Here is a 14,889-nt window from a genome sequence, read left to right on the forward strand (position 1 = left end):
AAAATTCCCCGGAAGGGGAACAGTTATATATTCTTTTTTTGAAACCAGTTATAAAGAATTTCGTTGAATTGATTAGGGTGTTCCATCATCGCTGCGTGGCCACATTCTTCAATCCAAAATAATTCTGAGTTTGGTAACAATTTATCAAATTCTTCCGCAACATTTGGTGGTGTAACTTTATCATTTCTCCCCCAAATAATACAAGTTGGCGTTGTCATCTTCGGTAAATCCTTCGCCATGTTATGACGAATAGCACTCTTAGCAATAGTTAAAGTTTTGATCAATTTAATTCTGTCGTTAACAGTTGCAAAAACTTCGTCTACTATTTCTTTAGTTGCTATTTCAGGATTATAAAAAACATCTTCCGCTTTCTTTTTGATGTATTCATAATCCCCGCGTTTTGGATAACCGTCGCCCATTGCGCTTTCATACAAACCAGAACTTCCAGTGATCACTAAAGCTTTCACGTGTTCAGGATACATTTTTGTAAAATATAATCCAATGTGTCCGCCTAATGAATTTCCTACGAGAATGACTTCATTAAGTCCTTTGTGAATGATAAAATCTTTAACAAATTTTGAAAAAGCTTTAACGTTTGTTTTTAATATGTTTTGGGTGTAAATAGGCAATTCTGGTATAATAACTTTATATCCTTTCGCTGGAAAAAAATGAGCAACACCGTCAAAATTACTTAATCCACCCATTAAGCCGTGCAATATAATGATTGGCGTGCCTTCTCCCGCTTCAAAATAGGTATATTTTTTTTCTTTTTTTAACATAAATTCCTCTTAATGTATTGAGTTCTCATACGCAACAAATATACTATTTTATTAAAGAAACTAAACAAAAAAATAAGTGCTTTTTTCAAAGAACATATTTGCCCGTAATTTATTAGTTATCAACAAATTTGAATCATAATATAGCTTTTCGACATTTGTTTTTTTTATTTCATTATTTCGCTAAACAGTCGTTTTTTCTTGCTTTTGCAAATAAAGCTTTGTTAAAAGTGGAAATCTTGGTTTTGTAATACCGAAAACTTATTAACAAAGTGGTATTATGTGGTAAAAAGTGGTAAAATTTTTCTAAATTTGTCTTTATTCTTAGAGATATAGAAATTGAAAACATTAATCGGAACATACGAATGTAAGGTGGATGCCAAAGGAAGGCTGATGCTGCCTACGTCGCTAAAGAAACAACTGGGTTCTTTAGACGAGGGTTTCGTGTTGAAAAGATCGGTTTTTCAACCTTGTTTAGAGTTGTTTCCAATGAACGAATGGAATAAAATGATGTTGAAAATCAATAAATTAAATCGTTTCGTAAAAAAGAACAATGATTTTATTAGAAGATTTACAGCAGGTGTTAAAATGGTTGAAATCGATTCTACAGGAAGGCTTTTAATTCCAAAAGATTTAGTGATTTTTGCAAAAATTGATAAAGAAATTGTATTGAATTCTGCAATCAATATCATTGAAATTTGGGATAAAGATTTATATGAAAATGCGGTGGATGACGCCACAGACGATTTCGCAGATTTGGCAGAAGAAGTAATGGGTAATTTAAATGATGACGAAGATGGAATATCATAATCCGGTATTGTTAAAAGAAACGGTCGACGGATTAAATATTCGTCCTGATGGAATATATGTAGATGTTACTTTTGGTGGCGGTGGTCATTCCAGAGAAATAATGAGTCGTTTGGGTCATGGCGGAAAGTTGTTCGCTTTCGACCAAGATTTAGATGCTTTGAAAAATGCAATAGATGATGATCGATTTATGTTGATCAATGAAAATTTTAGATTCATAAAACGTTTTTTACGTTTTCACGGAATTAAACAAGTAGATGGAATTTTAGCCGACTTAGGTGTTTCATCGCATCAATTTGATGTTGCAGAACGTGGCTTTTCAACCCGATTTGAAGCAGAATTGGATATGCGAATGGATCAAAAAGGAGAAGTCAGCGCTTATAACGTCGTTAATGAATACGATGAACAAGAAATTTCTCGTGTTTTGTTTAATTATGGGGAATTGAAAAACGCAAGAGCAATGGCAAGTGTTATTGTTGCAGCACGACAAGACGCACCGATTAAAAATTCAGAAAAATTAAAAGAAGTATTGGCAAGATTTTTACCAGCACATAAAAGCAACAAAATTCTTGCACAAATCTATCAAGCAATTCGTATTGAAGTAAATCAAGAAATGGATGTTTTAAAAGAATTTTTAGAACAATCAATAGAAATTCTAAAGCCAGGCGGTAGATTGAGCGTTATTTCATACCATTCGCTAGAGGATCGATTGGTGAAAAGATTTGTAAAAAACGGAATGTTTGAAGGAGAACCAGAACGCGATTTCTTCGGAAATTTCGCAGTGCCGTTTAAAACTATTGAAAAGTTAATTGTACCATCTGAAGAAGAAATTGCAATCAATAATAGAGCACGAAGCGCAAAATTAAGAGTAGCAGAAAAAAAAATAGCTTAATGAAAAACGGAGTTTACAGTTTATTAAAGGCCAAATTTCTTATTAGTGATGACGCTCTTAAGAACTGGAAATTTATTGTTTTTTTAGTCATATTGGGAATGTTCATGATCGCTAATAATCACCAATATGATGCTAAAAATTACCGCATAACTGAATTGGCTAATCAAGCAAAAGAATTGCGATCAGATTTTGTAGATCGTCGTTCTGAATTAATGAAATTGAAAATGGAATCGACTGTAGCTAAAAAGATGGAAACACGTCAAATTGTACCATCTGAAGTGCCTCCTGTAAAAATTGTGGTGGAAAGTCAAGAAAATAAAAAAAGTTTTTGGGATAAATTAAAAATATGGCAATAGAAGATAAAAAATTATCGTATCGCACTTATTTTGTAGCTGTTATGTTTTTCATAATGGCGGTTTTTGTCTTGGTCAAACTTAATAATATTCAATGGGTTGAAGGAAAATATTACCGTCAACTTGCAAAGGAACGAACGGTTAAGAATTTTACAATTCCAGCAAATAAAGGAAATGTCTATTCTGCAGATGGTAGTTTGCTGGCAACTTCTATTCCAGAATACAGTATTTATTTTGATGCAGTTGCTCCTTCAAATGAGCATTTTAAAGAACATATCAAAGGACTTTCTGATTCGTTAGCAGTAATGTTTGACAACTCAACCGGATTTTATCAAGCGAAATTACAAAAAGCTAGAGCAAACAAAAGTCGGTATGTATTCTTAGCGAAAAAATTAAGTTATACGGAACAAATGCGCATGAAAACGTTCCCATTATTCAATAAAGGAGCAAATAAAGGTGGACTAATTGTTGAGCAAAAAATTGTGAGAGAACATCCTATCGGATTGGTTGCAAAAAGAACGATCGGTTATGAACGTTCAAATGAAGATGGTAAGGGATTAGAATATGCCTTTCGCCATTATTTAAATGGTAAAAGCGGTCATAGAATGATGCAGAAAATTGCAAAAAACCAATGGAAACCAATTAGTGATATTAACGAAAAAGAACCGCAAGATGGTTATGATATCATTTCAACTATAGATGTTTATGTTCAAGATATTGCACATCACGCTTTGTTGAAACAGTTGGAACATTATAGCGCTGATCACGGTTGTGTAGTGGTTATGGAAACAAAAACCGGACATATTAAGGCAATTTCGAATTTAGGAAGGGCTTCGGATGGCTCGTATTATGAAACACAAAATTATGCAATCGCAGAATCGCAAGAGCCAGGTTCAACTTTTAAATTAATGGATTTAATTGCGGTTATTGATGATAAAAAAGCAGATACAAGTACGGTTTATGATTCAAACGGTGGAATTGTTACCTATTACAATAGAAAAGTACGTGATTCGAAACCAGGAGGTTATGGGAAAATTTCGTTAGCAAGAGGTTTTGAGTTATCGTCTAATACAGTTTTAGTGCAGTCGGTAGTGAACAGTTATAAGGATAATCCAAAACAATTCGTGGACCGGATTAATAGTTATGGTTTAAATAAACCTTTGGGTCTACCAATTGAAGGGGAGGGAAAACCTTATATTCCACAACCAGGAACAAGCGGTTGGTCTGGAACTACTTTGCCTTGGATGGCTTTTGGTTATAATGTTTCAATAACACCTTTACAAACATTGACGCTCTATAATGCAGTGGCAAATAACGGAATAATGGTAAAACCAATTTTTGTAAGTGAAATTAAAGAATGGAACAAAACCATTAAGAATTATAATACGCAAGTAATTAATTCGAAGATCTGTTCACAAGAAACATTGGATAAAGTGCACGCAGTATTAGAAAATGTTGTTAAAAAAGGAACAGGTTCAAAATTATATTCCAAGGACTTCTCTATGGCCGGGAAAACAGGAACAGCTCAGGTAAATTATAAGGATAAATCAAAATTATATTATGCATCTTCTTTTGTTGGATATTTTCCTGCAGTTGAACCAAAATATTCATGTATTGTAATAGTGCATAAGCCAAATGTTGCTACGGGATATTATGGAGCCGATGTTGCTGGGCCAGTTTTTAAAAGAATCGCACAAAAAATATTTACAGATTCACCATCAATGAATCATGTGAAAGATATTAACGCAAAAGTAGCTAATCAGGAAAAAAACTATACTTCATATTATAAAAAAGTAGAAATTGAAAATAATATTGTTCCTAATGTAAAAGGAATGGATGGAATGGATGCCATTGCCTTATTGGAAAATTTAGGATTAAAAGTAAAAGTAGTTGGACTGGGAAAAGTGCGAACACAATCGCTAACATCAGGAAAAGTTTTTAATAAAAATCAAACCATAATAATCGAATTATCGTGAAACTTTTAAAAGACATATTATATAAGGTAGGAATTGAAGCGGTTCATGGAGCCACAGATATTGCTATTTCAAAAATCGAATTTGACTCAAGAAAAATTGAGCTGAATGATGTTTTTGTGGCTGTAAGAGGATCGCTTTCAGACGGTCATAATTTCATTAAAAATGCTTTAGATTTGGGAGCTGTCGCTATTGTTTGCGAGGAATTTCCAGAAGTAATTGTGAATGGTGCAACTTATATAAAAGTAAAAGATACGAACGAAGCTTTGGCTTTTTTGGCTGCAAATTATTATGGAAATCCATCAGAAAATATAAGATTAGTTGGTATTACGGGAACTAATGGCAAAACAACGGTTGCTTCTTTATTGTATCAATTATTCAGAAAAGCAGGATATAAAGTTGGATTACTTTCTACTGTGAAAATTATGGTAGATGAAGCAGAATATAAAGCAACTCATACTACCCCAGATTCATTGACTTTGAATTATTATTTAGATCAAATGATTCAAGAAGGTTGCGAATTTTGTTTTATGGAGGTGAGTTCACACGGAATTCATCAAAAGCGCACGGAAGCTTTGAATTTTACCGGTGGCGTTTTCACAAATTTATCACATGATCATTTAGATTATCACAACACTTTCGCAGAATATCGCGATGTTAAAAAATTGTTTTTTGATGGTTTATCGAAAAATTCTTTCGCTATTACAAATGTTGATGATAAAAATGGAGCGGTTATGCTTCAGAATACAAAAGCGAAGAAATTGTCATACGCATTAAAATCGTATTCAGATTATAGAGCACAGATTTTAGAAAATCAATTATCAGGTTTGTTGTTGAAAATCAACGATAACGAAGTTTGGGTGAAATTAATTGGATCATTCAATGCTTATAATTTATTAGCAATTTATGGAGTTGCCGTCGAATTAGGAATCGAAAATGTGGAAGCTTTACGTTTACTTTCGGAATTAGAAAGTGTTTCGGGGCGTTTTCAATTTATTGTTTCGGAATCTAATATTACAGCAATTGTAGATTATGCCCACACACCAGATGCATTGGAAAATGTATTAAAAACAATTGAAGACATTCGTACAAAAAACGAACAATTAATTACGGTTGTAGGTTGTGGTGGCGATAGAGATAAAACCAAAAGACCAATTATGGCACAAATCGCTTCTTCAATGAGCGATAAAGCCATTTTTACTTCCGATAATCCACGAACTGAAAATCCGGAAACTATTATTGAAGAAATGGAAAAAGGAGTGGAACCTCAAAACTTCAAAAAAACGATTTCTATTTTAGATCGAAAACAAGCAATTAAAACCGCTTGCCAATTTGCAAATCCAAACGATATAATCCTAATCGCAGGAAAAGGACACGAAACCTATCAAGAAGTCAACGGCGTACGGCATGATTTTGATGATTTAAAAATGGTAACCGAATTATTAAAACAATTAAACAAATAGTAGCAGTGAAAAAGTTATCGGTGGCACACTTTTAAACTTTTAAACAGTAAACTTTTAAACTCACATTATGTTATACTACTTTTTTCAATACTTAGATAATGCATTCGATGTTCCAGGAGCAGGAGTGTTTCAATACATAACATTTCGTTCAGCTTTAGCATTTATTTTGTCTTTGCTAATTGCGACTATCTATGGTAAAAAAATAATTAATTTTTTAAGAAATCAACAAGTAGGAGAAACAGTTCGAGAACTAGGTTTAGAAGGACAAACGCAAAAAGCAGGAACGCCAACTATGGGTGGAATCATCATCATTTTGGCAACATTAATTCCAGTCTTTTTATTAGCCAAATTGAATAACATCTATATTATTATGCTGGTTATTACCACAGTTTGGATGGGAACAATTGGTTTTATTGATGATTATATTAAAGTGTTTAAAAAAGATAAAGAAGGTTTAAAAGGAGTTTTCAAAGTAATTGGTCAGGTTGGATTAGGAGTCATTATTGGAGCAATTATGTATTTATCGCCAGATGTTACCGTTAGAAAAGATACCATGATGTCAAGAGTGAAGATTGAAAATAACATTAAACCATCCGATCTACAAGAGAAATCAACAGCTACGACGATTCCATTTGTGAAAAATAATGAATTTGATTATGCGGAATTATTGTCTTTTATGGGCGATAACTATAAAAATTATGCTTGGTTAATTTTTATACCAATGGTAATTATTGTGATCACTGCAGTTTCTAACGGCGCAAATCTTACCGACGGAATAGATGGTTTAGCCGCGGGTACTTCGGCAATTGCGGTACTCACTTTAGGAATTTTTACATTCCTTTCGGGAAATATAATTTTCTCCGATTATCTTAATATAATGTACATCCCAAATTCGGGAGAAATGACAATTTATATAGCAGCTTTTGTGGGAGCATTAGTTGGATTTTTATGGTACAATGCTTACCCAGCATCCGTTTTTATGGGTGATACTGGGAGTTTGACAATAGGTGGAATCATCGCGGTAATTGCAATTTCCATCCGAAAGGAATTATTGATTCCTGTAATTTGTGGAATATTCTTGATCGAAAATTTATCGGTAATGATTCAAGTGACGTACTTTAAATATACCAAAAAGAAATATGGTGAAGGAAGACGAGTTTTCTTGATGTCTCCATTACACCATCATTATCAGAAAAAAGGCTACCACGAAAGTAGAATTGTAACCCGCTTTTGGATTGTTGGAATTCTTTTGGCAATTTTCTCACTTGTTTCCCTAAAATTAAGATAAAATGAGATTGGTAATTTTAGGCGGAGGCGAAAGTGGAATAGGAACCGCCATACTAGGAAAGAAAAATGGATACGATGTTTTTGTATCGGATTTCGGAAAAATAAAAGAGAATTATAAAGAAGTTCTAGGACTTAATGGCATCGATTGGGAAGATGAAAAACATACGGAAGCATTAATTTTGAATGCCGATATAGTAATGAAAAGTCCAGGAATTCCAGATAAAGCACCAATTGTTAAAAAGCTAATAGAAAAAGGGGTTTCGGTAATCTCTGAAATAGAATTTGCTATTCAGTTTACTGACGCAGTAACAATAGGAATAACTGGAAGCAACGGAAAAACAACAACAACACTTTTAATACATCATTTATTAAAACAAGGCGGTCTAAATGTAGGACTGGCCGGAAATATAGGGAAAAGTTTTGCTTGGCAAGTGGCAGAAAACAAATGTGATATTTATGTGTTGGAGTTGAGTAGTTTTCAATTAGATGGTATTATAAACTACAAACCACATATTGCAATTATTACAAATATTAGTCCAGATCATTTAGATCGATACAATTACGATTACAATTTATACATCGATTCAAAATTTAGAATCACAAAAAACCAGACGGAGGCCGATTATCTAATTTACGACAATGAAGATGAAGCAATTCAAAATTGGTTAAAGCATAACAAGATTAAAGCAAATAAAATTCCTTTTTCACTGATCACAAAACCAGAAAAAGAAGGAGTATTTTTAGAAAATAATAACATTAACAGCACAATTAATAACGACCAATTTACCATGCCAATCAACGAAATAGCTTTAGAAGGAAAACACAACATTAAAAATGCAATGGCGGCAACAGCTGTTTCTCAATTGTTGAATATTAGAAAACAAACAATCAGAGAAAGTTTGACTAATTTTCAAGGAGTGGAACATCGTTTGGAAAAAGTGTTGAAAATTCAGGGGGTGCAATATATCAATGACTCTAAAGCTACAAACGTAAATTCTGTATTTTATGCTTTGGATAGTATGACTACGCCTACAGTTTGGATTGTAGGAGGTGTAGATAAAGGAAATGATTACGACGAATTAATGCCATTGGTTCGTGAAAAAGTTAAAGCAATTATTTGTTTGGGTGTTGATAATGATAAAATCATAAATTCATTCAATAATGTAGTGGATATAATGGTAGAAACAAGTTCAATGACTGAAGCTGTTGAAATCGCAAGACGCATGGCAGAAAAAGGAGATAGTGTTTTATTGTCACCAGCTTGTGCAAGTTTTGATTTATTCGAAAATTACGAAGAAAGAGGAAAGCAATTCAAGCAAGCTGTTTTTAATTTATAATTTTCAAGAACAGAAGCAACTAAAATTCATAATATAGATTTTAATTTTAAAATAGAATGTTGGATATAATTGGTAAAATAAGAGGCGACAAAACAATATGGGCAATGGTTTTTCTATTGGCTATTGTCTCATTTTTGCCGGTATATAGTGCCAGTACAAACTTGGTTTACGTAATTGGAAAAGGAACCACTTTTGGTTATTTATTCAAACATTTAGTACACGTTTTATTTGGTTTTGCAATCATTTTCGCTATTCATAAATTGCCTTATCATTACTTTAAGGCACTTTCCATTTTCGGGCTTCCATTAGTGATTTTATTACTGGTTTATACCTTGTTTAAAGGAACAATGATTGGTGGAGCAAATGCCAGTCGGTGGATTCAAATTCCTTTTGTTGGAATTAGTTTTCAAACATCAACCATCGCTTTTATAGTCTTAATGGCTTATGTTGCAAGATATTTATCCAAGGTAAGTGATAAGAAATATTCGTTTGCAGATTCCTTATTGGAGTTGTGGGTGCCCGTTTTTATTGTTTTAGCATTAGTGCTTCCAGCGAACTTTTCAACGGCAGCTCTAATTTTTTCAATGGTTTGTATGTTGGTTTTCATTGGGCAATATCCTTTGAAATACTTAGGATTTATAATTGGTTTTGGAATTGTGAGTTTAACGATTTTTGTTTTGGTAGCCAAAGCATTTCCAGATGCAATGCCTAATCGTGTAGATACTTGGATGAGTCGTGTGGATAGTTTTATGGACGACAAACCAAATGAAGATGATTATCAAATTGAAAAAGCAAAAATTGCAATCGCATCAGGAAAAATATATGGTTTAGGGCCAGGGAAAAGTGTACAGAAAAACTTCTTACCACAATCTTCTTCGGATTTTATTTTCGCAATTATTGTGGAAGAATATGGATTAATTGGAGCCGTTTCCATATTGTCTGTATACTTATTGTTATTAATTCGATTCATAATTAATGCACAAAAAGCTTCGACGTTATTTGGGAAGTTATTAATTATTGGACTCGGATTTCCAATCATTTTTCAAGCCCTAATCAACATGGGAGTTGCGGTGGAATTACTTCCGGTAACGGGACAACCTTTGCCGTTAATTAGCAGTGGTGGAACTTCAATTTGGATGACTTGTATTGCCATCGGAATTATATTAAGTGTAACCAAAAAGGAAGAAGAAGTAGCGCTAGATTTAGAAGATAAACGCAAACGCGATGAAGCTTTGCAACAAATTATCGATGCTCAAGTAGCAATAAACGAAGAAAATGAAGTGGATGAAAATCAGCAAAAGATAAACGCAATGAAAAGTTCCATAAAAGAAGCTATAATTGAAGATGAAAATGGCGATGTTTTGGTCAATGGACAAAATCCAATGAACGCGGTTTTAAATAAGAAGTAAATGAAAAATCCAAGATTCATACTGAGCGGAGGTGGAACTGGCGGACATATTTATCCGGCGGTGGCGATCGCTAACGAATTAAAATCTCGTTTTCCTGATGCTGAATTTCTTTTTGTAGGCGCCAAAGATAAAATGGAAATGCAAAAAGTGCCCCAAGCAGGTTATGCGATTAAAGGATTATGGATTTCAGGAATACAAAGAAAATTGACAATTGATAATGCAATGTTTCCTATTAAGTTGGGTTCAAGTATGTTCAAATCATATAAAATAATAAAAGGTTTTAAACCAAATATCGTAATAGGAACAGGTGGATTTGCAAGTGGAGCTGTTTTGAAAGTAGCTTCGATGCTAAACATTCCAACGGTAATTCAGGAGCAAAATTCCTATCCGGGTATAACCAATAAATTATTAGCAAATAAAGCCAATACAATTTGTGTGGCTTATGAAAATTTAGAGCGATTTTTCCCAAAAAACAAAATGATTTTAACCGGAAATCCAGTACGTCAAGATTTATTAGCGGTTGAAAGCAAAAGAGAAGAAGGAATTACTCATTTTAATTTAGATAAAAACAAGAAAACGCTTCTGGTTTTAGGCGGAAGTTTAGGTGCCAGAAGAATCAACCAACTACTTGAAAAAGAGCTTTTTTTCTTATCAAGTCAAAATATTCAAATAATCTGGCAATGTGGTAAATTATATTTTGATGAGTATGCAAAATATAATGAAAAAGAAAACGTTCAAGTAACGGCGTTTATTGACCGAATGGATTTGGTTTATGCTGCTGCGGATGTGGTAATATCTCGTTCAGGTGCTTCATCCGTTTCAGAATTATGTATTGTGGGAAAACCTACAATTTTTATTCCATCACCAAATGTAGCCGAAGACCATCAGACTAAAAACGCAAAAGCAATTTCAGATAAAAATGGTGCTATTTTGATGAAAGAAAATGAGTTAGATACCCAATTTGAAACTGTTTTTTCAGTGTTAATTTCAAATGAAAGTAAACAGGCTGAATTAAGCGAAAACATAAAAAAATTAGCACTGCCAAATGCGACAAAAGATATTGTTGAAGAAATAATTAAGTTAATTGTTTAACGTTTCAAGTTTCAAATTCAAAAACCTGAAACAAAGAAAACTTTAATCTTTAAACATAAAAGATATATGAACCTAAAACAAATACATAACGTTTATTTCATCGGAATCGGAGGCATCGGAATGAGTGCTCTTGCGCGCTATTTTCAAAACATTGGAAAAAAAGTTGTTGGGTACGATAAAACACCGACACAATTAACTGATGAATTAACGGCAATTGGTTTAGCGATACATTTTGAAGATAATGTTAATTTAATTCCAGAAGATTTTAAGACCGAAAACACACTGGTAATTGTAACGCCAGCAGTTCCAGCTTCCCATTTAGAATGGAACTATTTTAAAGAAAATGGATATACGATAAAAAAACGTGCAGAAATTTTAGGGATTATAACAAAAGACACCTATTGCTTTGCAGTTGCTGGAACACACGGTAAAACAACAACTTCGAGTATTTTAGGACATATTTTATATGAAAGTGGCGTTGATGTAACGGCTTTTTTAGGTGGAATTGTTGAAAATTATAATTCCAACTTAATTGGTTCAGGAAAAACAGTTACAGTGGTTGAAGCCGATGAATTTGATCGTTCGTTTTTACACCTGCATCCAAATGTTTCTTGTGTAACATCAATGGATGCCGATCATTTGGATATTTATGGCGATGCCGCAAGTATTGAAGAGTCGTTTAGAGAATTCGCTGCAAAAACGCCAGCCGAAAATTTATATGTAATTAAAGGATTAGAATTAAAGGGAAATACTATTGGAATTAATGATGATTCTGATTTTTCCGCACAAAATATTTGCATTGAAAACGGATTTTATGTGTTTGATGTAAAAACACCGACTGAAGTAGTGAAAAATGTAAAATTTGCATTACCAGGTCACCATAATTTAACGAATGCTCTTTTGGCTTTTGCTATGGCGAAATCTTATGGCGTTTCCAATGAGAAAATTTGCAATGCTTTAGCAAGTTTCAAAGGAGTTCGACGTCGTTTTTCGTTCCAAATTAGAGAAGAAAAATTAGTTTATATTGATGATTATGCACATCATCCAACGGAAATCAACGCGGTGCATCAGGCGGTACGCGAATTGTATCCGAATAAAAAAGTAATTGCTGTTTTTCAACCGCATTTATTTAGCAGAACAAAAGATTTTATTGACAGTTTTGCAGAAAGTTTAGCCAAATTTGACGAAATTTTGTTGTTGGAAATTTATCCGGCAAGAGAATTACCTATGGAGGGTGTCAATTCGACATGGTTGTTAAATAAAATTGACAATCCCAATAAAAAATTAATAACCAAAGAAGAATTGTTCACTTTTTTTGAAAAATCTGACGCAGAGGTGTTTATAACTATTGGCGCGGGCGACATCGGTGAGATGGTAAAAAATATTAAAAAAACACTTCATGAAAAGGTTTAATTGGCATACTATTCGCTTGGTATTAGTCACTTTCGTGATGATTTTCTTATACTCATTTTCTTCAAAAAGAAATAGTGAGCGTAAAATCAGCAACATAGACATCAAATTTGATTCAAATGATAATATGTTTTTAACACACGAGATGGTTAATAACTTGTTAATACAAAATTTAGGAGGCAGTGGAAAAATTCAAAAAGATAAAGTAGATTTGAATACTTTAGAAACTGTTCTCGATGATCACGAGATGATTGAAAAAGCACAAGTTTTTTCATCAATAGATGGTTTACTAAATACGCGTATTACTCAAAAGACCCCAATCGTAAGAGTCATAACCGATAATGAGATTTACTACCTTGATGCAAAGGGAGAAAAGATGTCATTGTCGAAAAATTTTTCGGCAAGAGTTCCGCTAGTTACTGGCGAAATAAGTGTTCAGAAAAGCAAACCGTATTTGTTTTTGTTTAAAGAAATCAAAAAAGATGATTTCTTGAGTAAAAATATTACAGGCGCAAGCATTACGGCTTCTGGAAATGTGGTTTTAACCAACAGAAGTTATGATTATAAAATAGTATTTGGGAAACCAATAAATGTTGAAAATAAACTTAAAAATTATAAGGCTTTTTTTCAACACGCTATTAAAGATACATTGATTGAGAGTTATAAAGAGGTAAATTTAATGTTTACTCAACAGGTAGTTTGTAAGAAATAGAGTAAGGTTATGGGCAAAGACAACATCGCAGTAGGATTAGACATTGGTACAACTAAAATTGTAGCAATGGTGGGAAAGAAAAATGAATATGGTAAGCTGGAAATCCTAGGAATAGGAAAATCCAAAAGCTTGGGTGTTCATCGTGGAGTTGTGAATAATATTACACAAACTATTCAGTCTATTCAGCAGGCTGTAGCGGAAGCAGAAAATAATTCAGGATATAAAATTAATGATGTAGTTGTTGGTATTGCCGGACAGCACATTCGTAGTATTCAACATAGCGACTATATTAGCCGTCCTAAAGCAGAAGATGTAATTGGTGATGCCGATATTGAAGCTTTAATTGGACAAGTACATACTTTAGCAATGCTGCCAGGTGAAGAAATTATTCACGTGTTGCCACAGGAATTTAAAATTGATGGACAATCTGAAATTAAAGAACCTGTCGGAATGTATGGTGGCAGATTAGAATCTAGTTTTCACGTTGTTGTGGGTCAAGCTGCCTCAATTCGTAATTTAGGAAGATGTATTAAAAGTGCCGGACTAGAATTGTCGGGCTTAACATTAGAACCATTAGCTTCAGCAGATGCTGTTTTAAGTCAAGAAGAAAAAGAAGCAGGAGTTGCTTTAATTGATATAGGTGGAGGAACTACAGATTTAGCCATTTTTAAAGACGGAATCATTCGTCACACCGCTGTAATTCCTTTTGGAGGTAATGTAATCACAGAGGATATTAAAGAAGGTTGTTCAATTATAGAGAAACAAGCTGAGTTATTAAAAACTCGTTTTGGATCCGCTTGGCCAGGAGAAAATAAAGACAATGAAATTGTTTCTATTCCAGGATTGAGAGGTAGAGAACCAAAAGAGATTTCGCTTAAAAACTTATCAAAAATTATTCACGCTCGAGTAGTGGAAATTGTAGAGCAAGTTTATGCAGAAATAAAATTATATGGACACGAAGATCCAAAGAAAAAACTAATTGCAGGTATCGTTTTAACTGGTGGCGGTGCGCAATTGCAACACATCAAACAATTAGTAGAATATATCACTGGAATGGATACTAGAATTGGTTATCCAAATGAACACTTAGCAGGAGATTCTGACGAGGAATTGTCAAGTCCGTTATATGCCACAGCTGTTGGTTTAGTGATTAATAGTATTAATAACAATACAAGAAGTAGTGCTACACCGTTTCTTGAATTGAAAACTCAGGAAAAAGCAGCCGCTGCAGCTCAAGTAATTGTTGAAGCGCCTTTGGTAACTGAACAAAAGAAAGAAGAAATTATATCAGAATCAACGCCAGAAAGAATCAAGCGTTCGTTTTTTGATAAATACATTGATAAGATTAAAGAATTTTTAGATAACGCAGAATAAAATA

At 33.4% G+C, this 14,889-nt stretch carries 13 protein-coding genes; 12 read left to right on the plus strand and 1 reads right to left on the minus strand.

What is annotated here, in order from left to right; all coding sequences use genetic code 11:
• Positions 1 to 23: 23 nt before the first annotated feature.
• Positions 24 to 779, minus strand: a complete 756-nt coding sequence (locus T1L09_RS04635) for an alpha/beta fold hydrolase (protein WP_322549781.1) — start codon at positions 777 to 779, stop codon at positions 24 to 26.
• 336 nt (positions 780 to 1,115) lie between these two features.
• Between T1L09_RS04635 and mraZ the strand changes: the two genes are divergently transcribed.
• From mraZ to ftsA, 12 genes are all read left to right on the plus strand, one after another.
• Complete coding sequence (gene mraZ, locus T1L09_RS04640) at positions 1,116 to 1,586, plus strand: division/cell wall cluster transcriptional repressor MraZ (protein WP_322549782.1); 471 nt, start codon at positions 1,116 to 1,118, stop codon at positions 1,584 to 1,586.
• Positions 1,561 to 2,475, plus strand: coding sequence for a 16S rRNA (cytosine(1402)-N(4))-methyltransferase RsmH (rsmH, locus tag T1L09_RS04645; protein ID WP_322549783.1), 915 nt, complete (start codon positions 1,561 to 1,563; stop codon positions 2,473 to 2,475). Before mraZ ends, rsmH begins: the two co-directional genes overlap by 26 nt.
• Positions 2,475 to 2,831 (plus strand): FtsL-like putative cell division protein, encoded by a 357-nt coding sequence (locus T1L09_RS04650; protein WP_322549784.1) that lies wholly within the window; start codon positions 2,475 to 2,477, stop codon positions 2,829 to 2,831. The genes rsmH and T1L09_RS04650 overlap by 1 nt, the downstream gene beginning before the upstream one ends.
• A complete protein-coding gene (locus T1L09_RS04655) occupies positions 2,822 to 4,804 on the plus strand; it encodes a penicillin-binding protein (protein WP_322549785.1) in 1,983 nt (660 codons plus the stop codon). Before T1L09_RS04650 ends, T1L09_RS04655 begins: the two co-directional genes overlap by 10 nt.
• Entirely contained in the window at positions 4,801 to 6,264 is a 1,464-nt protein-coding gene (locus T1L09_RS04660; RefSeq protein WP_322549786.1) for a UDP-N-acetylmuramoyl-L-alanyl-D-glutamate--2,6-diaminopimelate ligase, read from the plus strand. The genes T1L09_RS04655 and T1L09_RS04660 overlap by 4 nt, the downstream gene beginning before the upstream one ends.
• Positions 6,265 to 6,331: 67 nt before the next feature.
• The gene (gene mraY, locus T1L09_RS04665; protein WP_322549787.1) at positions 6,332 to 7,552 is read left to right on the plus strand and encodes a phospho-N-acetylmuramoyl-pentapeptide-transferase; all 1,221 of its coding nucleotides are present in this window, start codon (positions 6,332 to 6,334) and stop codon (positions 7,550 to 7,552) included.
• A 1-nt stretch (position 7,553) separates the two neighbouring features.
• Positions 7,554 to 8,888 (plus strand): UDP-N-acetylmuramoyl-L-alanine--D-glutamate ligase, encoded by a 1,335-nt coding sequence (gene murD / locus T1L09_RS04670; RefSeq protein WP_322549788.1) that lies wholly within the window; start codon positions 7,554 to 7,556, stop codon positions 8,886 to 8,888.
• A 56-nt stretch (positions 8,889 to 8,944) separates the two neighbouring features.
• Positions 8,945 to 10,297 (plus strand): FtsW/RodA/SpoVE family cell cycle protein, encoded by a 1,353-nt coding sequence (locus T1L09_RS04675; protein ID WP_322549789.1) that lies wholly within the window; start codon positions 8,945 to 8,947, stop codon positions 10,295 to 10,297.
• Positions 10,298 to 11,389 (plus strand): undecaprenyldiphospho-muramoylpentapeptide beta-N-acetylglucosaminyltransferase, encoded by a 1,092-nt coding sequence (murG, locus tag T1L09_RS04680; RefSeq protein ID WP_322549790.1) that lies wholly within the window; start codon positions 10,298 to 10,300, stop codon positions 11,387 to 11,389. It abuts the gene before it with no gap.
• A 66-nt stretch (positions 11,390 to 11,455) separates the two neighbouring features.
• Positions 11,456 to 12,802, plus strand: a complete 1,347-nt coding sequence (gene murC, locus T1L09_RS04685; RefSeq protein WP_322549791.1) for a UDP-N-acetylmuramate--L-alanine ligase — start codon at positions 11,456 to 11,458, stop codon at positions 12,800 to 12,802.
• Positions 12,789 to 13,511 (plus strand): cell division protein FtsQ/DivIB, encoded by a 723-nt coding sequence (locus tag T1L09_RS04690; RefSeq protein WP_322549792.1) that lies wholly within the window; start codon positions 12,789 to 12,791, stop codon positions 13,509 to 13,511. The genes murC and T1L09_RS04690 overlap by 14 nt, the downstream gene beginning before the upstream one ends.
• A gap of 9 nt (positions 13,512 to 13,520) precedes the next feature.
• Complete coding sequence (ftsA, locus tag T1L09_RS04695; RefSeq protein WP_322549793.1) at positions 13,521 to 14,885, plus strand: cell division protein FtsA; 1,365 nt, start codon at positions 13,521 to 13,523, stop codon at positions 14,883 to 14,885.
• The last annotated feature ends 4 nt before the right edge of the window (positions 14,886 to 14,889 follow it).

The organism is Flavobacterium psychraquaticum (assembly GCF_034497725.1).
In the GTDB taxonomy this organism is placed as follows: domain Bacteria; phylum Bacteroidota; class Bacteroidia; order Flavobacteriales; family Flavobacteriaceae; genus Flavobacterium; species Flavobacterium psychraquaticum.